Origin of the sequence: Mycobacterium sp., from assembly GCF_050701515.1 — a bacterium.
GTDB lineage: Bacteria > Actinomycetota > Actinomycetes > Mycobacteriales > Mycobacteriaceae > Mycobacterium.
In genome coordinates, this window is record NZ_JBOGDB010000053.1 from 1 (window position 1) to 20,335 (window position 20,335).

At 66.8% G+C, this 20,335-nt stretch carries 25 protein-coding genes and 2 pseudogenes; 11 read left to right on the plus strand and 16 right to left on the minus strand.

Translation table 11 applies throughout. The features are described from left to right. Together ACRDU5_RS04190 and ACRDU5_RS04195 are read left to right on the plus strand one after the other, a co-directional pair. Positions 1–88, plus strand: a pseudogene (locus ACRDU5_RS04190) (hypothetical protein); the annotation flags it as partial. Positions 89–133: 45 nt separating this feature from the next. After that, entirely contained in the window at positions 134–271 is a 138-nt protein-coding gene (locus ACRDU5_RS04195; protein ID WP_526613049.1) for a hypothetical protein, read from the plus strand. 463 nt (positions 272–734) lie between these two features. Here ACRDU5_RS04195 and ACRDU5_RS04200 read toward each other — a convergent pair whose 3' ends face one another. From ACRDU5_RS04200 to ACRDU5_RS04215, 4 genes are all read right to left on the minus strand, one after another. Continuing rightward, positions 735–1,940, minus strand: a complete 1,206-nt coding sequence (locus ACRDU5_RS04200; RefSeq protein WP_526613050.1) for an osmoprotectant NAGGN system M42 family peptidase — start codon at positions 1,938–1,940, stop codon at positions 735–737. Positions 1,941–2,692: 752 nt separating this feature from the next. After that, entirely contained in the window at positions 2,693–3,268 is a 576-nt protein-coding gene (locus ACRDU5_RS04205; protein ID WP_526613052.1) for a carboxymuconolactone decarboxylase family protein, read from the minus strand. After that, positions 3,265–3,582 carry a carboxymuconolactone decarboxylase family protein gene (locus tag ACRDU5_RS04210; RefSeq protein WP_526613053.1) on the minus strand — a complete coding sequence of 106 codons (318 nt, stop codon included), beginning with the start codon at positions 3,580–3,582 and terminating at the stop codon, positions 3,265–3,267. The genes ACRDU5_RS04205 and ACRDU5_RS04210 overlap by 4 nt, the downstream gene beginning before the upstream one ends. Positions 3,583–3,601: 19 nt before the next feature. Then, complete coding sequence (locus tag ACRDU5_RS04215; RefSeq protein WP_526613101.1) at positions 3,602–4,126, minus strand: DUF6596 domain-containing protein; 525 nt, start codon at positions 4,124–4,126, stop codon at positions 3,602–3,604. Between the two features lie 116 nt (positions 4,127–4,242). Between ACRDU5_RS04215 and ACRDU5_RS04220 the strand changes: the two genes are divergently transcribed. Further along, positions 4,243–5,016: an enoyl-CoA hydratase/isomerase family protein gene (locus tag ACRDU5_RS04220; protein ID WP_526613055.1), complete on the plus strand. Its 774-nt coding sequence runs from the start codon at positions 4,243–4,245 to the stop codon at positions 5,014–5,016. Here the strand turns inward: ACRDU5_RS04220 and ACRDU5_RS04225 are convergent. The 4 genes and pseudogenes from ACRDU5_RS04225 to ACRDU5_RS04240 form a co-directional block, all read right to left on the minus strand. After that, on the minus strand, positions 5,013–5,507 hold the full coding sequence (locus ACRDU5_RS04225; protein WP_526613103.1) for a GNAT family N-acetyltransferase: 495 nt from the start codon (positions 5,505–5,507) through the stop codon (positions 5,013–5,015). The two genes, ACRDU5_RS04220 and ACRDU5_RS04225, sit on opposite strands and share 4 nt — an antisense overlap. A 20-nt stretch (positions 5,508–5,527) precedes the next feature. Further along, entirely contained in the window at positions 5,528–7,069 is a 1,542-nt protein-coding gene (locus ACRDU5_RS04230) for an adenylate/guanylate cyclase domain-containing protein (protein ID WP_526613057.1), read from the minus strand. A gap of 76 nt (positions 7,070–7,145) precedes the next feature. Continuing rightward, positions 7,146–7,238 (minus strand): annotated as a pseudogene (locus ACRDU5_RS04235) (hypothetical protein); the annotation flags it as partial. A 61-nt stretch (positions 7,239–7,299) separates the two neighbouring features. Next, entirely contained in the window at positions 7,300–7,530 is a 231-nt protein-coding gene (locus ACRDU5_RS04240) for a hypothetical protein (protein ID WP_526613059.1), read from the minus strand. Between the two features lie 134 nt (positions 7,531–7,664). Here ACRDU5_RS04240 and ACRDU5_RS04245 point away from each other — a divergent pair, with 134 nt between their 5' ends. Further along, a complete protein-coding gene (locus ACRDU5_RS04245; protein WP_526613061.1) occupies positions 7,665–8,525 on the plus strand; it encodes an SDR family NAD(P)-dependent oxidoreductase in 861 nt (286 codons plus the stop codon). On the opposite strand, the gene ACRDU5_RS04250 is transcribed toward ACRDU5_RS04245, so the two are convergent. Genes ACRDU5_RS04250 through purT form a run of 5 tightly spaced genes read right to left on the minus strand, consistent with a single transcriptional unit; the run spans position 8,495 to position 12,276 of the window. Then, entirely contained in the window at positions 8,495–8,899 is a 405-nt protein-coding gene (locus tag ACRDU5_RS04250; protein ID WP_526613062.1) for a hypothetical protein, read from the minus strand. The two genes, ACRDU5_RS04245 and ACRDU5_RS04250, sit on opposite strands and share 31 nt — an antisense overlap. Beyond that, positions 8,900–10,123, minus strand: a complete 1,224-nt coding sequence (locus ACRDU5_RS04255) for an O-succinylhomoserine sulfhydrylase (protein ID WP_526613064.1) — start codon at positions 10,121–10,123, stop codon at positions 8,900–8,902. Then, a complete protein-coding gene (locus ACRDU5_RS04260; protein ID WP_526613066.1) occupies positions 10,120–10,554 on the minus strand; it encodes a rhodanese-like domain-containing protein in 435 nt (144 codons plus the stop codon). The genes ACRDU5_RS04255 and ACRDU5_RS04260 overlap by 4 nt, the downstream gene beginning before the upstream one ends. A 19-nt stretch (positions 10,555–10,573) precedes the next feature. After that, the gene (locus ACRDU5_RS04265; RefSeq protein ID WP_526613068.1) at positions 10,574–11,017 is read right to left on the minus strand and encodes an Rv0361 family membrane protein; all 444 of its coding nucleotides are present in this window, start codon (positions 11,015–11,017) and stop codon (positions 10,574–10,576) included. A gap of 2 nt (positions 11,018–11,019) precedes the next feature. Continuing rightward, entirely contained in the window at positions 11,020–12,276 is a 1,257-nt protein-coding gene (gene purT / locus ACRDU5_RS04270) for a formate-dependent phosphoribosylglycinamide formyltransferase (protein WP_526613070.1), read from the minus strand. A gap of 42 nt (positions 12,277–12,318) precedes the next feature. Between purT and ACRDU5_RS04275 the strand changes: the two genes are divergently transcribed. Genes ACRDU5_RS04275 through ACRDU5_RS04285 form a run of 3 tightly spaced genes read left to right on the plus strand, consistent with a single transcriptional unit; the run spans position 12,319 to position 14,532 of the window. Then, a complete protein-coding gene (locus ACRDU5_RS04275) occupies positions 12,319–13,128 on the plus strand; it encodes an alpha/beta fold hydrolase (protein ID WP_526613071.1) in 810 nt (269 codons plus the stop codon). A gap of 10 nt (positions 13,129–13,138) precedes the next feature. Next, complete coding sequence (locus ACRDU5_RS04280) at positions 13,139–14,344, plus strand: cytochrome P450 (RefSeq protein ID WP_526613072.1); 1,206 nt, start codon at positions 13,139–13,141, stop codon at positions 14,342–14,344. Beyond that, positions 14,341–14,532, plus strand: a complete 192-nt coding sequence (locus ACRDU5_RS04285) for a ferredoxin (RefSeq protein ID WP_526613074.1) — start codon at positions 14,341–14,343, stop codon at positions 14,530–14,532. Before ACRDU5_RS04280 ends, ACRDU5_RS04285 begins: the two co-directional genes overlap by 4 nt. On the opposite strand, the gene ACRDU5_RS04290 is transcribed toward ACRDU5_RS04285, so the two are convergent. The 3 genes from ACRDU5_RS04290 to ACRDU5_RS04300 are packed head-to-tail and all read right to left on the minus strand — an operon-like array spanning position 14,529 to position 17,088. Then, positions 14,529–15,161: a hypothetical protein gene (locus tag ACRDU5_RS04290; protein WP_526613076.1), complete on the minus strand. Its 633-nt coding sequence runs from the start codon at positions 15,159–15,161 to the stop codon at positions 14,529–14,531. The two genes, ACRDU5_RS04285 and ACRDU5_RS04290, sit on opposite strands and share 4 nt — an antisense overlap. Further along, positions 15,158–15,793, minus strand: a complete 636-nt coding sequence (locus tag ACRDU5_RS04295; RefSeq protein WP_526613078.1) for a PaaI family thioesterase — start codon at positions 15,791–15,793, stop codon at positions 15,158–15,160. The genes ACRDU5_RS04290 and ACRDU5_RS04295 overlap by 4 nt, the downstream gene beginning before the upstream one ends. Continuing rightward, a complete protein-coding gene (locus tag ACRDU5_RS04300) occupies positions 15,793–17,088 on the minus strand; it encodes an adenylosuccinate synthase (RefSeq protein ID WP_526613079.1) in 1,296 nt (431 codons plus the stop codon). The genes ACRDU5_RS04295 and ACRDU5_RS04300 overlap by 1 nt, the downstream gene beginning before the upstream one ends. Before the next feature lie 108 nt (positions 17,089–17,196). On the opposite strand from ACRDU5_RS04300, the gene ACRDU5_RS04305 reads away from it, so the two are divergent. From ACRDU5_RS04305 to ACRDU5_RS04320, 4 genes are read left to right on the plus strand one after another with little or no spacing between them, the layout of a single operon-like run. Next, positions 17,197–17,784 (plus strand): peptidase M50, encoded by a 588-nt coding sequence (locus ACRDU5_RS04305; protein ID WP_526613104.1) that lies wholly within the window; start codon positions 17,197–17,199, stop codon positions 17,782–17,784. A 4-nt stretch (positions 17,785–17,788) separates the two neighbouring features. Then, positions 17,789–18,616: an SDR family NAD(P)-dependent oxidoreductase gene (locus ACRDU5_RS04310; RefSeq protein ID WP_526613081.1), complete on the plus strand. Its 828-nt coding sequence runs from the start codon at positions 17,789–17,791 to the stop codon at positions 18,614–18,616. 1 nt (position 18,617) lies between these two features. Beyond that, positions 18,618–19,397: a site-2 protease family protein gene (locus tag ACRDU5_RS04315; protein WP_526613083.1), complete on the plus strand. Its 780-nt coding sequence runs from the start codon at positions 18,618–18,620 to the stop codon at positions 19,395–19,397. A 44-nt stretch (positions 19,398–19,441) separates the two neighbouring features. Then, on the plus strand, positions 19,442–20,335 hold the full coding sequence (locus tag ACRDU5_RS04320) for a cation diffusion facilitator family transporter (RefSeq protein ID WP_526613085.1): 894 nt from the start codon (positions 19,442–19,444) through the stop codon (positions 20,333–20,335).

Sequence of the window (20,335 nt, forward strand, 5' to 3'; positions counted from 1 at the left end):
GCCTAGCCGGGCTGGTGGCCGTGAAGCGCGGAAGGGAACCGGCCACCCGGCCGGGGAACAACCCCGAGATGGGGTGCGAGTCGCGTGACCACTAAAGATCACTCACTCGCAACGGTTGCTCGATGAACTGCGGTTGACTCTGCACCCGTTCATCCTCGGCGGCGGGCTGCCGCTATTCGGCAAGGTGGCGAACGAGCACCGCTTCGACCACATCGAGTCGATCCCGCTGGAGGACGGCCGGGTCCGGATGGTGTTCCGCGCGGCGCGTTAGGCCTAGAAACATGACCGACACGACGCCCGTCCGTGTGCGGTTACTGGGCGCCAAGGGGCTGGCCAACCATCCCGTGGCTGGCGAGCTCGCCGGTCTATCGGTGGAGACCGCGGAGCCGATCCGCCGCTTCTACTCGTGGAAGCGCAAACGCAACTACGAGGGACGATGGTGGTGTTCGACTTCAGGAGGTCACGTCGAGTTCGCGTCGTTGCTTGAGCGCGATGATGGCCGATTTCGACGTCGATGCCGTTGCGGTTGCCGCGCAGCCTCTCGCGTTCTCTGGCCTCGGCAGATCAAGGTCCACATATCACGTCCCGTACTTGTTTGTCTGGCTCTCCAACGGCGACCGCCGAATCGTTGACGTCAAGCGCCCCACGGCGGTCGGCTCCTCAGAGGCCCAATTCGCATTGACGCGCGCTGCCTGCAAGGAGATTGGCTGGCAGTATCAGGTTTTCACGGAGACTCAGCCGCTGGAGTGCCTCAAGTCTTGGGGGCCGCCACGGGCCAGCGGCACCCACCGCTCGCGTGGCGCAGGCTGCTTCGACGACGGGAAGTCACGCAGATTGCCCGACCCCGACGGTTTGGTGTCCCAATTGGCGAACGTCAGCGGTGTCTGCAGCCACGCGTGAAGCAAGTTGTACGTCGCCTCCAACGAATCTATGTGGGTGCGCTCCCAGCCATGACTGCCGTCGACCCCGGGACCGACTAGCGCAGCCCGGGTGCTTGCGCCCGCCTCGATCGCCGCGGCCGCGTCGGAGCGATAGTAGCGGAACACGTCCCGCGCAAACGGGATACCCCGCTCCTCGGCGAGCCGGCACAGCTTCCGGGTCAGGTGATAGTCGTACGGGCCGTGCAGATCGGACAGCGGGACCGTCACGCCGTCCTCGATGGAGTACTGGCCGGGTGCGCACACCGCGTTGTCCACCGAGATCAGCTCGGCGATGTCCGCAGGCAGGCCCGTGCTGGCTCCGTAGCCGACCTCTTCGGAGATGGTGACCATGACCGTGGTGCGGTGCGGCAGCACCACCTCGTTCTCGGAGAAATACTTGGTCAGTGCGAGTGCGACTGCGACGCCCGCCTGGTCGTCGAGGTGACGGGAAACGATGAAGCCGTCGTCGGTGAGTACGGGGCTGGCCATCAGCGCCACGTAGTCACCGACCCTGATGCCGAGATCGACCAGATCCTCCCCCGAGGACACCTTGCGGTCCACGCGGACCTCGACGTGATCCCAGTCAGTGGGTTGGGTGTCGACCTCGTCGCCGAACGCGTGCCCACTGGCCTTGAGTGGCAGGATCGTCCCGGTGATGACCTCCTCGGAGTCGTCACAGAAGATCCGCACGCGGGCGCCCGCGGCGAACCGTGCCGAGAAGGAGCCGACCGGAATCACCTCGAGACGGCCGTTGTCCTTGAACCCACGCACCATGCAGCCGATGGTGTCCGCGTGAACCACCAGTGCCCGGTCGGTGGTCGCCGACTCCCCCGCGAGTTCGGCGATCAGCGCCCCCCGGCGGGTCAGCGAGAACGGCAAGCCAAAGTCATCAAAGATCTCGCCGATCAGCTGCATAACCGCATCAGTGCGACCCGTCGGGCTTGGCGTCTGCAACAGCGCGAGCAGCGTGTCGGTCATCCACGTGCGGTCGGCCTCGGACATGGCTCCGGTTTGGCGCAATGTGTCTCCTTCGGGCTCGTCCTGAATCGCGTTCAAATCTACGGGGAGTCAGCCGTGATCGAACGGCCGGGGCTGCCAGCTTAACGGCGTCTGTGTCCGCTCACAGCAATTCCTCACAGGTATGGCGGCCGAATTTCGGTGGGGCTGTTGAAGCACTGGGCGGACGACGGGTCGCGCGGTGCTCTCCCCCATCCAGTCATCGTCGCACTCGACATCAACCAAGTCGAGATCGAGACCTGACCGCAACCTGTTGGGCATCGCCCGCTGGCCGCGATTCACGCCGTACTCATCGCAATGAGGGCACAGCGCTCTTCGACATCCTCCTTCGGCCAGGCTCCGGTGCCAGTAGTCCAAAAGCCTGCTCACTCTTCACTTCCCATAGAGCCGTAGCGCTGTCCGGTCTCAGTACAGTTGGCAGGTTTCGCAGTTCCTGGCACCCTACGGATTGACGGCCCAAACGCAGCGCACTTGGCATCTCGAACTGATCGCGTGGGCATAGACAATCTGGAACATCAGGACGGCGACTGCCGCACGCGCACAATTCGTCCCGTGACGCTCCCCTGCCCGTCGGTAGGACGTCAAACACGCTGTCCCGCAATAGAGTTAAGGCGGATCTCATGAATGATCGTGAATATCCATGAAGCTGCGGCACCGCTGGTGCCTTGCGCCAACAAGTTTCGCCAACCAGTGGCGCCATGTCGCACCGGCCCGCCTGACGGCGTTCCTTTTTCGCGTAGTCGACCAATGAGCGCCTATCGGTAACCGCGCTTCAAGAGGTACCGGGGACCGGCGTTCATGGCTGCGGGGCTCGCGATGTTGAAGTCAAACGCGTTGGCCAACCGGTCAGTGATATTGAAGGCCAGACATACGGCCAAGGCGTCTTGGATCTGCTGAGGGGAAACGCCTTCGGCCAGTACGGCGCGGATGTCGTCCGCGTCAATGCTGTGCTCCCGTGTGAGCTTGCCGAGCATCCGGAGCGTAGCCCGAAGCGGCTCCTCGATCGGCGCCGTCTCCAAATCGGCGAGCGTGGCGGAAACCTTTGCATCATCGTCGTACCAGAGGCTCGACGTCGCTGAGTGCGTGGCCACGCAGAACGGGCATTCGTTGAACTTGGAGACGAACGCCGCGATCAGCTCGCGATCCCCGACCGACCATGCCGATGGTCCGCGCATCGCCGCATGGGTGAGATCAACGCCGCCGTAGAATTCTGGGCGGAAGAGCGCCAGCTTGACGGCGTCGACCACCGGCTGGCGCGTAACCAGCCGAATCAGCGCCAGCAAGGCCTTCGTGCGCAGGCGGTGGCCCCGATCGAGGATGGCGAGCCTCATCGCTCCCCCCGTTCCCCCGTTGCGCTGGCCAGCGCCGCAAGCGCGCTCTTGTACTGCCGGCTCGCCTGGCCGACAGCGGCACACACCACGATCTCGAAGATCTGGTCCTCGCTCAGGCCGGCGGAGCGAACGGCGTCGACGTCCTCGTCGGTCACCCTGTAGGAGCGGTAGGCCACCTTCTCGATCAATGTGCGCATCGGTTCACCAAGATCGACGTTGTCGAAGGCGGCTCGGCACAGCTCGGGTGGCGCTTTCCCGTCGCCGTCGAGGACGCGGGCGACGAGCGTGCGATGCAGCTGGGTTATGTCAGACATGGTTGGCGGGAGTCTCCTCTCAGTACGGCCAGGAGATGCGCCGGCGGAGTATGGCCTGTTCTGCCGGGTTGGCGGTCAGTGTGAGCGCACGGCGGTCGGCGGCCTGCGCTTGGTCAGGGTGGCCGAGTTCGCGCAGCATTTCGGCGCGGGTGGCGTGGTAGAGGTGGTAGTTGTCGAGCGCGCCCGCGAGGCAATCGAGTTCGGCCATGGCCGCCCGCGGCCCCGACGCGTAGCGCAGCGCGATGGCCCGGTGGAGGCGGGTCACGGGCGAGGGCGCCAGGTGCAGCAGCTTGTCGTACAGCAGCACGATCTGGTGCCAGTCGGTGTCCTCCCAGCGGTCGGCCTCGGCGTGGCAGGCGACGATCGCGGCCTGCAGCTGGTACGGGCCTGGGCGCTGCTGCTTGGCGGCGCGGGTCAGCAGCCGGCAAGCATCCGCGATCGCGTTCCGGCCCCACAATGACCGGTCCTGGCGCTGCAGCTGCACGAGCTCGCCTTGCGAGTCGAAGCGGGCGGCAGCCCTGGCGCGGCGCGCTAGGCGAGGGATTCGAAGCCCAGCAGGAAGATGGCGGTCAGGCACAGCCCGCACCCCACCACGAAGGTGGCGGCGGCAAGGAGCAGCCACCCCACGGTCGTCTGCGAGACCGAAACTAGGGTGCAACCATGAGCCTCGTCACCTATGAGCTGGAAGATCACATCACCACCATCACGCTTAACCGCCCCGAGGCTCGCAACGCCATCAACGGCGCACTGCGCCAGGACCTGAACGCGGCCTGGAACCGGTTCCGCGACGAGGAGGACGCCTGGGTCGGAATCCTGACGGCCAACGGCAGTGTCTTCTGCGCCGGGGGCGACCTCAAGGACGGCGAGGGGTCGGTCGGCACCTTCGCCGGCACGTTCTGGGAGAAGCCGACGATCAACTCCTTCGAGAGCGGGATGGAGCTTTTCAAGCCGACCATCGCCGCCGTTCACGGTCCCTGTATCGGCTACGGGCTGACCGGGGTGCTGTTCTGCGACTTCGTGATCGCCAGCACCGAGGCGACGTTCTCCTTGCCCGAGGTATCGATCGGAGTCCCTACCATCGTCGGGGCAATCCGCCTCCCCCACCGAGTGGGCTGGGCCAATGCCATGGAGCTGCTCCTGACCGGGAACCCGATGAGCGCTGAGCGTGCCAAGGAGATCGGTCTGGTGTGGAAGCTCGTCGAGCCCGAGAACCTGCAGGCGGAGGCTCGGGCTTGGGCCCGGACACTTACCGCGGCCGCACCCCTGGCCCAACGGGCGACAAAGGAGGTGGCGTGGCGAACCGCGGACATGGGCTGGATCGAGTCGGTCCGCTTTGGCGAGACCATGCGCAAGGTGGCCGGGGCGACCGAGGATGCGGCCGAAGGTATTCGGGCTTGGGGCGAGAAACGCAAGCCCGACTGGCGGGGCCGCTAGTTCAGCGTCTTCAGGAAGGCCACCGGAAAGACCTCACCCTCTGCGGGCAGCGGCTCGGCGAGCCTTCGGTATCCGGAGGACAGATACAGCGCTTCGGCTTCCGGCTGGCGGTCACCCGTCGTCAGATAGACGTTCCGGTAACCGCGGGCGAGGATCTCCGTTTCCAATTCGGCCAACAGCGCCTTCGCGTGACCCCGCAGCCGGTACCGGCTGTCGGTCCAGACGCGCTTGAGCTCGGCGGTTTCGGCGTCGAAGCGGCAAAACGCGCCACCCGTGACGGGCCGTCCACTCAGCAGGCCAATCAGCATTCCGCCGTTCGGTGCCGCGAACTCGTCGGCCGGATGGGTGCGCAGCCACTTCGATACGGCTTCCTCGGTGGCACCGTATCGGCTGGCGTATTCGACGGCCAGTTCCGCCAGCAGCGGTTCGGCCAGCGGGTCATTCTGGTCGACCGCCACGAAGCGGAGCTCGCTGAAGGCGGGCATGGACATCAGGCTCAACGCATCTCTGCTCATCTGCGGCCGGTGGCCGGGGCGAGGCGGGCCACCCCGCGCAGGATCCACGGTGTGCGCTTGGCCATCGCGGCCACGGCGCGGTCCGAGCGGCGCATCGCGGTGCGAGGGCCGGGGGTCGGCGTGGATACCAGTTCCGCCTCGGCCGATCCCGCCCGCGCGCCGTGGCGATCGACCGCCAGGAGTTGCCAGGTGCCGGGCACGCCACGCAGCTCGACGCTGCCGCGGTCCTCGAAGCCCGTGCCCGAGCCGACGACCAGGTCACGCACGGTGCGCGAGACGAGGATTTCCCCGGCGCCGGCCTGGCTGACGATCCGCGCCGCGATGTGTACGGCGATCCCGCCGATGCCGTTGTCCAGCAATTCGCACTCGCCAGTGTGGATGCCGGCGCGAATCTCGATACCCAATGTCTCGGCGTCAGCGCGCAAGGCCTCGGCGCAATGGATCGCCTGCGTCGGGCCGTCGAACGTGACGAGGTGGCCGTCGCCTGTGCTCTCCACCACCGTGCCGCCGAATCGTTGCGTGAGTTCTGCGGTGATCTCGTCGAACCGGTGCAGCACTGCACGCCACCGCTCATCGCCCGAAGCCGCGGCGTGTCGCGTCGAAGCGACCATGTCGGTGAACAACACGCTGCGCAGCGCGCGACGTGACGGGGACGGCGCGGCATGGCTGCCGGTGAGGAACTTCTCGACCTCAGTCAAGATCCGGTCGGGATCGGCAAGCCAGGGCACGTGGTCGCTGCCCTCGACTTCGAGCAACCGCGCACCGGGGATATGGTCGGCGATGTACCGGCCCTCCTGCACCGGGATGACTTCATCGCGGGCATGGATGACTAGGGTTGGCGCGCTGATCGTCGGCAGGATCGGCCGCACGTCGATCCGAAACACCGCTTCGAGTGCCGCGCGCGCCATCCCCGGGCTGGCGCTCATGCGCTCCACCATTGCGAGCGAGCGGATCGACCGCACCGACGGCATCAGAGCTTTCATGGCCTCGCCGCTGCCCCACGCTGAGCGAGCGGCGCGGGCCCAAGCCTGCCAGCGGGCGAGCTGCTTCATCGAGGGCGTGTAGTCCTCACCCAGCTCGGGCACGAGGCGTGCCCGCAGCTCGGCCGGATCGCGGTCCAAGTCGTCCCACCCGTCGAAGCCGAAGTACGAGAAGGTGCCGGTGAGAATCAACGCCCGCGTTCGCTCCGGTCGTTGTGCCGCGAAGAAGATGGAGGCCGGGCCGCTCTCGCTAGCCCCGAAAAGCACCGCCCTTTCGAAACCGACGGCATCCATGACGGCTTCGATCTCGGCCGCTCGATCGTCCAGCGTGCGAACTTTCGGCACCGGGTCTGACAGCCCCACGCCGGCCTTGTCGAACAGAAGGACGCGACAGAACGTGGAGAGCCGCTCAGCGAAGGCCTCGAATTCGGGCACGGCCCAGCACAGCTCGACGTGACTGGCGAACGACCCGATGGCAACGAGCTCGATCGGTCCGTCCCCGAACACCTGATACGCCAGGCTGAGATCGCCGCAGGATGCGTACGATGTTTCCGCCACGGCATGAGCGTACTGCGGCCGGGCGCTAGCCCTACCGTATCCACTGCGTCGCGCCCGGGCGTACGACAACGCCGCCACACACTTCCGCGCGCGTGTCGCACCCGGGGAACCGGCACGTCAGATCCCGGCAGCGGACAAACCGAGCCAGTGTCACCGATGGCCGGGCGCCTCAGACAAAAGATGGCCGCCCTGCCTGACTGGCAGAGGCGGCCATTTCAACGGTGTCTAGATCACCAGTGGTTCACCCGTCCGGGGTTCACCGGCCAGTGTCCGGGCGGTGGCACGAATGGGAGCTTCTGCAAATGTCCCGGCGGTGGAAGAACTCCGGGGCCCGGCGGATTCGGAATCGGCGGCCGCGGGATCCATGGATCGGCACTGGCGGTTCCGGCCCCCGCCACGACACCGGCACTCAACGCGCCGGCCAGCAGGGCACCGGCTGCGATTCTCTTGATCTTGGTCATCTGGAGACTCCTCGTATGTCGCTCGGTGCTCGATGGCACCCGTACCGCGACCCCCTCGTATAGGCAGAATACCCGGTTGGTCCATTCACGACACCTCTTCCGAGCCTGACTTGACACCTGTAAAGTTTGGCGCCATGGACAACGTCAGGGGCAAGACGATCGCGATCACCGGCGCCGCTCGCGGTATCGGGCATGCCACGGCCAAGGTACTACTGGCCCGCGGTGCGCGGGTGGTCATCGGGGACCGCGACGTGGCGTTTCAGGAATCGGCCGTCGCCGGATTGGGCAAGCTCGGCCAGGTCTCGGGTTATCCGCTCGACGTCTCCGACCGCGAGTCCTTCGCGACATTTCTCGACAAGGCCCGCACGGACGGCGGCGGTCACATCGACGTGCTGATCAACAACGCCGGCGTGATGCCCGTCGGCCCGTTCCTCGAGCAATCCGAGCAGGCGATCCGGTCGGCGATCGAGGTGAACTTCTACGGGGTGCTCACCGGGTGCCAGCTGGTGCTGCCAGAGATGGTGGCGCGCCGCAGCGGGCACATCGTCAACATCGCGTCGCTGGCTGGCATGCTGGCCGTCCCCGGCCAAGTCGTGTACGCCGGAACGAAATTCGCGGTGGTGGGGCTGTCCACCGCGATGGCCGACGAGTTCGCCCCCCAGGGTGTCGAGGTGAGCTGCGTGATGCCGACGTTCACCAACACCGAGCTGATCGCCGGGACCCACACCACCGCGGCGCAGAAACCGGTGGAGCCCGAGGACATCGCGGCGGCCGTGGTCAAGGTGCTCGACAAGCCGAAAACCCTGGTGTCGGTGCCCGCCCCGCTGCGGTTCGTCAGCGCGATCACGCCGACGCTGTCGCCGAAAGCCCGCCGCTGGCTGTCCAAGAAGATGGGCAACGACACGGTCTTCCTGGACTTCGACCGCAAGGCGCGCGAGACCTATGAGCAGCGTGCGCAGGCGGCTCAGGGTGTGGTGGAGTCTCCGGAGCGATAGGCCTCTATCTCATCGAGGCGCGCGAAGAACTCCTCCGGCGACAACCGGACGTCCACGGCGGTGCCTACCCGTACCAGATGCACGAGTTCGGCGTCCTCGGGCGCAAACATCCAAATCGTCGTCACGGGTTCCAGCCCGTCGCCGACCTCCGCCCCTGATGGCGGGTAGAACCAGATCGCGAACTCCTCGTCGGACTGTTCGTCGTCAAACGTCCAGCCGCGCTCGGTAATTCGCGCATCGAAACGCTCCAGTTCCTCGACGAGCACCACGTCTTCGGCCAATTCGTCGAGGATCCCCTCGGGTATCCAGTTCGCATCCCGCGCCGCCCGCCGCTTTTCGCGGCGCGCCTTCTTCGCGTCGGTTCGCCTCGACACCTAACTGAGCGCCCGGTCCAGGTCTGCGATCAGATCGTCGGTTCCCTCCAGCCCCACCGAAATGCGGACCACCCCGTCACCGAGTCCGATCGCCGCGCGGCCCTCCGGACCCATCGCCCGGTGCGTGGTTGTGGACGGGTGGGTGATCAGCGACTTGGCGTCGCCGAGGTTGTTGGAGATGTCGATCACGTGCAGCTTGTCGAGCACCTCGAAGGCGCGCTCCTTGCTGCCACCCTTGAGTTCGAAGGTGACGACGGTGCCACCGCCGGTCATCTGCCGCTTGGCCAGGTCGTACTGCGGATGCGATTCCAGGAACGGGTAGCGCACCCAACCGACGGCGGAATGACCTTCGAGGAATTGCGCGATGCGATGTGCCGAATCGGTGCTGTACTGCACCCGCACCGCGAGCGTCTCCAATCCCTTCAGCAGCACCCACGCATTGAATGGGCTCAAGGCCGGACCGGTGTGCCGCATCAGCTTCTGCACCGGTTCGTCGATGTACTGCTTGTCGCCGAGGATCGCGCCGCCGAGCACCCGGCCCTGGCCGTCGATGTGCTTGGTGCCGGAGTACACCACCACATCGACGCCGAGCGGGAAGCCCTGCTGCAGGATGGGTGTCGCAAAGACATTGTCCAACACGACTTTTGCGCCCGCCGCATGCGCCATTTCACACACCGCCGCGATGTCCACCAATTGTTGCATCGGATTCGACGGCGTCTCGAAAAAGACCGCCTGCGTCGGCTTCGACAGTGCCTCTTCCCACTGCGACAAGTCGTCGCCGTCGACGAACACCGTCTCGATGCCCCAGCGCGGCAGGATCTCGCTGCACACCACGAAACACGAGCCGAACAGGCTGCGCGCCGCGACGAGTCGGTCGCCGGCGGCCAGCAGCGCGCCCAAAGAGGTGAACACCGCCGCCATCCCCGTCGCCGTCGCAAAGCACGCAGGTGCACCCTCGATCAGCCGCAGCCGCTCCTCGAACATCGAGATGGTCGGGTTGCCATACCGGGAGTAGACGTACCGGTCGATTTCACCGGTGAACGCCTTCTCGGCCTCGGCCGCGCTCTGGTAGACGTAGCCCGACGTCGGGTAGATCGCCTCGGCGGTCTCCTCGAAACCGGACCGCATCAGCCCGCCGCGCACCCCGATGGTGGCCTGACCGACGCCCTCCGGCAGCTCGGCCGGAGTGCGCACCGACGGCACTTGGTCTTCTTGGCTGCTCATGACTGTTTCCAGGGCAGGCCGACGGCCTTCCAGCCGGTGCCGCCGCGATGTTTGCGTACGTCGAGGTTGCCCTCGAATCCGTCCAGCACGTTGTACGACGGCGCGATCCCGGCTTCGGTGGCCGCCTCCGCGGCGCCGATCGAGCGGTTGCCGGAGCGGCACAGGAAGACCACCGGGCGTCCCCTACTGCCGTGTGGGCCCACACCGGGGTCGACGCCGGCCGAGATCAGGTCGTCGACGAAGCCCTCGTTGCGGGTCCCGTCAACGCGGTTCCACTCGATGTAGACGACATCGCGCTGAAGGCTCGACAGGTCGGGTACGCCGACGAATCGCCATTCGGCGTCGGTGCGGCAGTCGACGAGCACGGCCCGGGGGTCATCACTGAGCACCTTCCAGGCCTCTTCAGGCGTGATATCTCCCGCGTAGCTCACGGACGTGAGTCTCCCACAGCTAGCTGGGGCCGGGTGAACAGACCTTCCATGCTCCGTCCTCGCGCGCGAACGTCATCTCGACACCTTTGTTGTCCTCCGGCGCCTTGTCGAAATGATAGGTCACGATGGCCGTTGCACGGTCGCCGTCGATCACTACGTTGGTGACATCATCGACGAAACGGGCGCCACGTTTGGCAACCGAGTCACCCTGGCGGGCAAGCACATCGGCCTCCGTGCCGTGCAACTCCCGGCATGTGTAGACACGAAAGTCGGCAAGGTCCTGCCGCTGCAACGCATCGTTCTGACCGACCGCCGCCTGCCCGACACGCTGGTCCTCGGACAGCCGGTCCCCCCGGAACAGATTGAACAACCCGATTGCGATCACGACGATCACAATGACTACCAACGCGCCCAGAAACGGGGTGATGGTCGGCCGGCCGGCGTCGTCAGCTTCGGGTGGCACGGCTACCACAGTTTGCGAAGCACACCGGTCACTCGGCGCACCCTGTCCCGCGCGGTGGTCACGTCCGGCGCGGTGGCCAGTGCCACGCCCAGCCGGCGCCGGGCATCGGTCTCGTCCTGCGCACCGAACAGTCGAACGTCGCTCTCGGCCACCTCCAGCGCGTCGGCGAGCACCGCGCTGACGTTAGCCGGTGCGTCCTCGCCCCGAGCCGACTCGGCGCCACCGTAAACCACTTCGGCGGCACCCGGCGAGATCATGATGGTGTCCACGGACAGCCCGAGGATTGCCCTGGCGTGCAGTTCGAACTCCGAAAGCCGTTGCGACCGAAGGGTTACCAGACCGCTGTCGTGCGGTCTGGTACGAACGTCGGCAAAATAGACCTCGTCGCCGCGCACCAGAAGTTCGACACCGAACACGCCCCGCCCGCCCAGCGCATTGACGATGCGCGCCGCGATCGACTTCGCGGCGTCCAGCGCGGGCGGAGACATCGGCTGGGGTTGCCAGGCCTCGAGCACTTCGCCGTCGCCCTGGCGGTGCCCGATCGGCTCGCAGAAGTGCAGCCCGGGTCCGGTCGGTCCGGTCGTCCGGACGGTGATCAGGGTGACCTCGTAATCGACCTCGACGATCGTCTCGGCCAACACCCTGCTGTGGGCGATCCGGCCCGCTGCCACCGCGCGCTCCCAGGCGGCCTCGACGTCCTCGAGGCGCAGCAGCACCGACTGACCCTCGCCGGGCACGCCCACGATCGGCTTCACCACCAGCGGGAAGCCGGCATGCTCGGCCACCGCGGTCAGCTCTTCGGTCGATCCGGCGAACCAGAACGGCGCGGTCGGCAGGCCAAGCTCGTCGGCGGCCAGCCGGCGCATGCCTTCCCGGTCCAGGGTCATCCGGGCGCTGCGCGGCGTCGGGTACACCTCGTGACCACGCTCGGCGGCGGCGACCAGCGCGTCGACCGCGATAACGCCCGATTCGGTCACCACATAGCGCGGATTCACCTTCTCGATCATCGCGGTGAGCGCCTCGGCGTCGTTCATCTTGACCACCCCCGATCGGTCCGCGACGCCGTGCGCGGGCGCATCGGCATACCGGTCGACCGCGACGACATGGGCGCCGAGCCGCTGGAAGGCCAGCGTCAATTCACGACTCAGCTCCCCGGAGCCGAGCAGCATCACCGCGGTTCGGCCGTCGGCAGGCCGGACGTCCGGAGCGGGGTCAGCGGTGGACTCTATTACCGACTCGTCTTCAGTGGTTTCACTCATCGCCCGTCCAGCCTGCCAGATGCGGCGTGAGACGCTGAAGGCGTGGCCGAATCTCAACTGATCGAGACGGCGCTCGGTACGGTGCGCGTGCAGGCCCGCGGCAGCGGCGAAGCGGTGCTGTTCTGGCCCAGCCTGCTGATGACCGGCGACATGTGGGCGGCGCAGGCCGATTACTTCGCCAATCGTTGCCGCGTCATTCTGGTCGACCCGCCGGGCCACGGCCAAAGCCAGAAGCTTTCCGCCACTTTCAGTTTCACCGACTGCGCCCGGTGCATCGCCGACATCCTGGACGGGTTCGGCGTCCAGCGGGCACACTTCGTCGGCAACTCGTGGGGCGGCATGATCGGCGGCACGTTCGCCGCGTGCCATCCCGATCGCATCGGTCGGGCGGTGCTGATGAATTGCACCGCTTCGGCCGCAGGCACCCGGCAGAAGGTCGAATACGCTTTCCTGCTCCGGCTGGCCACGCTGCTCGGCGGCATCCGGCCGCCGCTCACCCGTTCGGTGCTCAGGGCCTTCCTGGGGCCCACGACGTTGCGGACCCGGCCCGACGTCGTCGCGTTCGTGCGGGACACCGTGCAGGCCGTCGACATCGACTCCGGCGGGTGGGCGGTGCGCAGCGTGGTGCCGGCCCGGCCGGACCAGCGGGAGCTTTTTGCCCAGGTTACGACGCCGGTGCTGGTGGTCGCCGGGGTGGAGGACGCGACGTTCCCGCTGCCCGAAACCATCGCGATGGCCGACGCCATCCCGGGCGCGGCCATCGCGGTGCTGGAAGGAGTCGCGCACCTGGCCGCGCTGGAGAACCCGGGCCTGGTCAACTCGCTGATCGAGAAGTTCCTGTTTGCGCAGTAGCTTCGTACCTATGACCCAGGCACCGCCGCTGCCGCCGCTGCACATGCGTCGTGACGTCTTCGACCCGACTCCGGAGTTGCGGGAGGTCCGCGAGACGACCGGGGTGCGCACGGTCGTCAACGCATTCGGCATGCAGGTGTATCTGGTGACCCGCTACGAGGACATCAAGGACGTGCTGGCCGATCACGAGCGGTTCTCCAACACCCGCCCGCCGGACTTCGTCGTTCCCGGAGCGCCGGTTCTCACCGAGGAGGAACAGGCCAGCGCCCGGGCCGGGAACCTGCTCGGCCTGGACCCACCGGAGCATCAGCGGCTGCGCCGCATGCTGACCCCGGAGTTCACCGCGCGGCGGATGAAGCGGCTGGAGCCGCGGATCGCCGAGATCGTCACCGACCAACTGGACACCATGGAAATCGCCGGGCCGCCCGCCGATTTGGTCGCGCAGTTCGCGCTGCCGATTCCGTCGCTGGTGATCTGCGAGTTGCTCGGCGTGCCGTACGCCGACCGCGAGGATTTTCAGCGGCGGTCGGCTCGCCAGCTCGACCTGTCCGCACCGATCCCCGAGCGGCTCGAAATTGTGCGACAGGGTCGCGAGTACATGGCGGGGCTGGTTGCCGGCGCGCGCCGAGATCCCGGTGAGGACATGCTCGGCATGTTGGTCCGCGAACACGGCACCGAGCTGTCCGATGACGAGCTGAGCGGCATCGCGAGCTTGTTGTTGCTGGCCGGGCACGAGACCACGTCGAACATGCTCGGCCTGGGCGCATTGGCCCTGTTGCGTCACCCCGAACAACTGGCCGCCGTCCGCGAAGATCCCGATGCCGCGGCGCCCGCCGTCGAGGAGCTGCTGCGTTATCTGTCGGTCGTGCACAGCACGATTCCGCGCATCACCACCACCGAGGTCGACGTCGCCGGGGTGGCGATTCCGGCCGGCGAGCTCGTTTTCCTGTCGCTGCCGCTGGGCAATCGTGACCCGAACTTCATCGACGAGCCGGAAGTTCTCGACATCGGGCGTGGTGCGGCCGGCCACCTGGCGTTCGGCCACGGCGTGCACCATTGTCTCGGCGCACCACTGGCCCGGATGGAGATGCGCATCGCGTTCCCGGCTCTGCTACGCAAGTTTCCGAAACTGGTGCTGGCAGAGCCGCTTTCGGATGTGCAGTTCCGCTCCTTCCACTTCATCTACGGCCTGCAGTCATTGGAGGTGAGCTGGTGAAAGTTCAAGCCGACCGCGACGTCTGCATCCAGGCCGGCAACTGCGTGATGGTCGCCGATGCCCTCTTCGATCAGGACGACGACGGCATCGTGGTGGTTCTCGTCGACGAGGTGCCCGACGGTGAGACGGACCGGGCGCGCGAAGCGGTCAAGCTGTGCCCGTCGCAGGCTTTGCGACTCGTCGACTAATCCTCGCGGTCCAGGTCGATGACGCCGGCCTTCGCCAGCAGTAGCAGGCTGACCACAAGCACCCAGATGGGGAAGGCGAGCGTCAGCCACATACTGATATCGCTGGCCAGCAGAAGTGCAACTGCCACAAGGTAAGTCGCGCCGACCAGCCAGCGCGGCATCAAGCCGGTCTTCAGCCAGATGGTCGCCAGCGAGATCATGAACACCGCCGCCATTCGCAGCGCGTAGGTCTTGCTGAACGCGAGCAGCAACGCCGGCCCGAACGTAGCCGTCTCGGGGCCGCTGTGCGACAACGCCATTCCGACCGCCGAAGCCGCAAACATCATCGCCAGGAAGAGCAAGCCACTGCCGATGAACACCGACGAAAAGAACTTGTCCTCATAGCGGCCGAACCCGTCGCGCACCACCCCGATGAACCACAGAAACGCGATACCGGCGAACGGCACCAGCGTCGACGCGATGCGCAACCGGGTACTCGCGCCATCCAGCCATTGCGCGCCCTCCGCGCCGCCCTCAGGCAGCGCCGTCCGGATCAGAATCAGCGCCGTTCCGAACAACAGCGCGAACAGCACCCCGGCGATCGCCGCGGCCCGCGGCGTGGACAACCGGCGCAAGCCCGGCGAGGTCATGGCTGACCCGGTAGTAGGCGGATCATCAGTCCGTTGGCCTCGGCCAGCAGGTTTTCCTCCGCATCGCGCAGTTCGGCATTGACGAATGCCTTGCGGCCCTCGGTCTTGGCCACCCATCCGCGTGCGGTCAGCGGGGAATCGATCGGCGTCACCTTTCGGTAGTCGACGTGCAGGAACGCGGTCCGGCTGATCGGGCGCCCGGCGGCGTGAATCACCATGCCGAACACCGAGTCGAACAACAGCGGCAGCACGCCGCCGTGCACTGCGTAGTTGCCGCCGACGGAGAACCGGCTGAACTGCACGCTCAACTCGACGCCGGCGGGCTCGAACTTGACCACCCGGTACGGCGGCATCAGCAGGCTGCCCGCGCCGGGCAGATCCGGCACCCGGTTGGCCGGGCCGATACCCTCGGGCGCCTCGAACGGATCGAGGAGCTTCACCAGCTCTTCGGCGCGGTCGGCGGCCTGCTCCCAGGTGTCGCTGTCCGGGTCCGCCGACACCGCAAGATCCTGTGCCCTGCGCATCGCCACCAGGAACCGGGCGAACCCCGGACCGGGTTCGGCGGCTTTGAAGTTCGGGAATCCGCCGTGCTTGTCGTAATCGGGGTCGATCAGTCTGGGATCGTCGGTCATCAGCGAGCCGCCAGAATATCGCGGCGCACGATCGTCTGATCGCGACCGGGACCCACGCCGATGCACGAAACATGGGCTCCGGCAAGCTCTTCCAGCCGCAGCACGTAGTCACGCGCCTTGGCGGGCAGATCGTCGAACACCCGGGCGCCGGAGATGTCCTCCCACCAGCCCGGCAGCTCTTCGTAGACGGGCTCGGCGCGCGCGAATTCACTCTGGGTCATCGGCATGTCGTCGGTGCGACGGCCGTCCACGGTGTATGCGACGCACACCGGTACGGTCTCCAGACTGGACAACACGTCGAGCTTGGTCAGGAAGTAGTCGGTGATGCCGTTGACGCGGGTGGCATAGCGGGCGATGACCGCGTCGAACCATCCGCAGCGGCGGCGCCGGCCCGTCGTCACGCCGACCTCGCCGCCGGTCTTGGCCAGGTACTCGCCGTTCGCGTCGAACAACTCGGTGGGGAACGGGCCGGAACCCACCCGGGTGGTGTACGCCTTCAGAATCCCCAACACCGTGGTGATGCGCGTCGGCCCGATGCCCGACCCGACCGCCGCGCCGCCGGCGGTCGGATTCGACGACGTCACAAACGGATACGTGCCGTGGTCGACGTCGAGCAAGGTGCCCTGCGAGCCTTCCAACAGCACGATTTCGCCATTCTCCAGCGCAACATTGAGCAGCCGGCGGGTGTCGGCGATGCGGCGCTTGAAGCCCTCGGCGCGGATCAACAGGGTGTCCAACACCGCGGTGGGCTCCAGCGCCTTGCGGTTGTAGATCTTGACCAGTACCTGGTTCTTGAATTCCAATGCGGCTTCGATCTTCTGGGCCAGCTGCGCCTCGTCGAGCACGTCGGCGACACGGATGCCGATGCGGGCGATCTTGTCCTGGTAACACGGACCGATACCGCGGCCGGTGGTGCCGATTTTCTTGCTACCCGCATACCGCTCGACGACCTTGTCGATGGCGACGTGATACGGCATCAGCAGGTGGGCGTCGGCGGAGATCAGTAGCCGCTCGGTGTCGACGCCGCGATCCGCCAGGCCCTTCAGTTCCTCCAGCAGCACACCGGGATCGACCACCACGCCGTTGCCGATCACGTTGGTGACGCCGGGCGTCAGGATGCCCGACGGAATCAAGTGCAGCGCGAAGTTCTCCCCCGTCGGCAGCACCACGGTGTGGCCGGCGTTGTTGCCGCCCTGATAGCGCACCACCCACTGCGCGCGGCCACCGAGCAGATCGGTGGCCTTACCCTTGCCCTCGTCGCCCCATTGGGCGCCGATGAGCACGATTGCCGGCATGGCGTAGTCTCCCCGCTCATCTGCCTCGAACTCTGTCCAGCCGGTGAGCCACCCTATCCCAGGCGCGCACGTGAGGAGCAGATTGACCGAGTGCGAGGAGCTGCCTTGATCACCACAGATGTTGTGGTGTTGCTGTTCGGCGGCCGCCGTCCGCTTCGCCCGCTGGCCGGATTGGCCGCACAGCGAGTGGACGGGCCGGACGACATCGACGCGGCGGTGGCGCGCTGCGGGCGACTGATCGTGGTCGGTTCCGATGCCGACCTGGCCGCGGTGCTCACCCGGCTGCTGCGCGCCGACCGGCTCGATGTGGAAGTCGGCCATGCGACCGGTTGGTGGACGGCACGCACGGCCCGGCGCGGGACCGCCCGGCGGGTACCGCTGATCCGTGACGACACCGGTCAGGTCATCGTCGGCGCGGCCGAATGGACCGGCTCGCCGCTGCGGGGCGAGGCGGTGGTGGACGATACACAGCTGTTCGACGGCGAGGTCCCCGGCGTGCGGATGGAACCGACGCCGACATTGCCCGGATTGCGCGCGGCGGTGACGGGTCGGGGCCGACGGCGCTGGGTGACCGGGCGGGCCGCGCAGCTCGGCACCACCGGCGCGGTGGTGGTTCGCGACGGCGTGCCCGCGCCGCGACCGGTCCGCCGATCGAGCTTTTATCGGCACACGCACGGCTGGCTGCTGGTGAAATAGGCCGATGCGGATCATTGTCACAGGCGGCAACGGCGGCGTCGGCAAGGCGACCGCCACGGCACTGGCGGCGGCCGGCCACAGCGTGCTGATCACCGGCCGCGACGTCCCGAAGGCCGAGCAGGCCGCCGCCGAGATGGTGGGAGACGTCGAGGTGGCTCATCTCGATCTGGGCGTGCTGGCCAGCGTGCGCAAGTTCGCCGACTCGGTGGACACCGTCGATGTGTTGGTGAACAACGCCGGTGTGCTGGGTCTGCCCCTCACCCGCACCGCGGATGGCTTCGAGGCGCACATGGGCACCAACTACTTGGGGCATTTCGCCTTGACGTGCCTGCTCGGCGACAGGATCAAGGATCGGGTGGTGTCGGTGACCAGCATGAACTACCAGTTCAGCCGCCTGTGTCTGGACGACCTCAACTGGCACAACCGCGAGTACTCGAAGTGGGCCGCCTACGGCCAGTCCAAACTCGCCGTCATGCTCTTCACCAACGAACTAGCGAGAAGGGGTGTCCGTGCGATCGCGGCCGATCCCGGCGGCGCGGACAGTGACATCGCCAGGTACAGCACCGGCTATCTGGGTTGGACGTACCGGCAACGTTGGCTGCGCAATTTTCCGCAGAGCGCGAAGACCGCCGCACGGTCCAGCGTCCTCGCGGCGACCACAGACCTGCCGAGCGGGACGTATCTGGCCCCGCGCTTCAAACAATTCGGCAAGCCGCGAGTGACCAAGCCCGTCAAGAAAGCCCGCGACCCGGAGATGGCCCGCCGGTTGTGGGAACTGTCCGCCGAGCTGACCGGCTGTGACTGGTCGGGCCGAATCCCGGTAGTTTCGTGAGGTGAGCATTCGTCCGACGCACCAGTCGGTGCGGCCCAGCCCGGTCTTCCTGGCGATCGTGACGATGACCGCGGTGGGCGGCGTGCTGGCCTGGATGTCCGCCGCGTCCATCCGGCCCCTGGCCTATGTCGGGGTGTTCACCTTCGTCATCGCCGGCTGGCTGGTGTCCCTGTGCCTGCACGAGTTCGCGCACGCCTTCCTCGCGTGGCGGTTCGGCGACCACGGTGTCGCGATGCGCGGCTATCTGACCCTCAACCCGCTGAAGTACTCGCATCCGTTGCTCTCGCTGGGGCTGCCGGTGCTAGTGATTCTGTTGGGCGGCATCGGCCTGCCGGGCGGCGCGGTGTACGTGCAGACGTCATTCATGACCAAGTGGCAGAAGACGACCGTCAGCCTGGCCGGCCCGGCAACCAACATCCTGTTCGCCATCGTGTTGCTGGTACTGACCCGGCTGTTTTACGACGCGCAGCACAACGTCTTCTGGGCCGCGATGGCATTCCTGGGATTCCTTCAGGTGACCGCGACAGTGCTCAACCTGCTGCCGGTCCCCGGCCTGGACGGCTACGGCGCGCTGGAACCACACCTGAGCCCGGAAACCCAGCGCGCGCTGGCACCCGCCAAGCAATGGGGTTTGTTCGTCCTGCTGTTCCTGCTGATCGCGACGCCGCTGAATCAGTGGTTCTTCGGGGTGGTGGGCTGGTTCTTCGACATGTCCGGTGTGGGCAGGTGGCTGATATCGGACGGCCTGCAGTTCACCCGGTTCTGGTCGGCCTGGATGTGAGCGACGCCTTGCGATATATGCGTCGTTACGCATAGATTGCAGACATGGGCGCCGGCCACACTCACACCAGTGGCGACACCCGTGTCAGCCGGATGTTGATCGCCGCGGCCATCCTGTCCGGCTTCTTCGTGCTCGAGCTGACCACTGCGCTACTGATCAATTCGATTGCGCTGCTGGCCGATGCGGGTCACATGCTCACCGACCTGGTCGCCCTGTTCATGGGCCTGACCGCGGTGCTGGTGGCCCGGCACGGCAGCGCGTCGCCGGCGCGGACCTACGGCTGGCACCGCGCGGAGGTGTTCACCGCGGTGGCCAACGCGGTGCTACTGCTGGGCGTGGCGGCGTTCATCCTGTACGAGGCGTTCGAGCGGCTCGGCGATGCGCCGGACATTCCGGGTGTGCCGATGATCGTCGTCGCACTGGCCGGCCTGCTGGCCAACGCCGTGGTGGTGGTGCTGCTGCGGTCCAGCTCCAAGGACAGTCTGGCGGTCAAGGGTGCCTACATGGAGGTGGTGGCCGACACCGTCAGCAGCATCGGTGTGCTGATAGCCGGCATCGTGACGGTGACGACGCACTGGCCGTACGCCGACATCGTGGTCGCGGTCTTCGTCGCATTGTGGGTGCTGCCGCGGGCGATCTCGCTGGCGCGAGCGGCGCTGCGGATCCTGTCCGAGTCCTCGCCCAGCCACATCGACGTCGAGGAGCTGCGCACCGCGCTGGGCGCCGTCGAAGGCGTGACCGAAGTGCACGACCTGCACGTGTGGACGCTCGTTCCGGGCAAGGACATGGTCACCGCGCACCTGACCACGACCGCCGATTCGGCGCGGGTGCTTGACGACGCGCGGACGGTGCTGACCGCGCGCGGGCTCGAACATGCGACGGTGCAGATCGAGCCGCCGGATGCCGCAGGCGACTGCAACTGCGCAGCGACCTGGTAG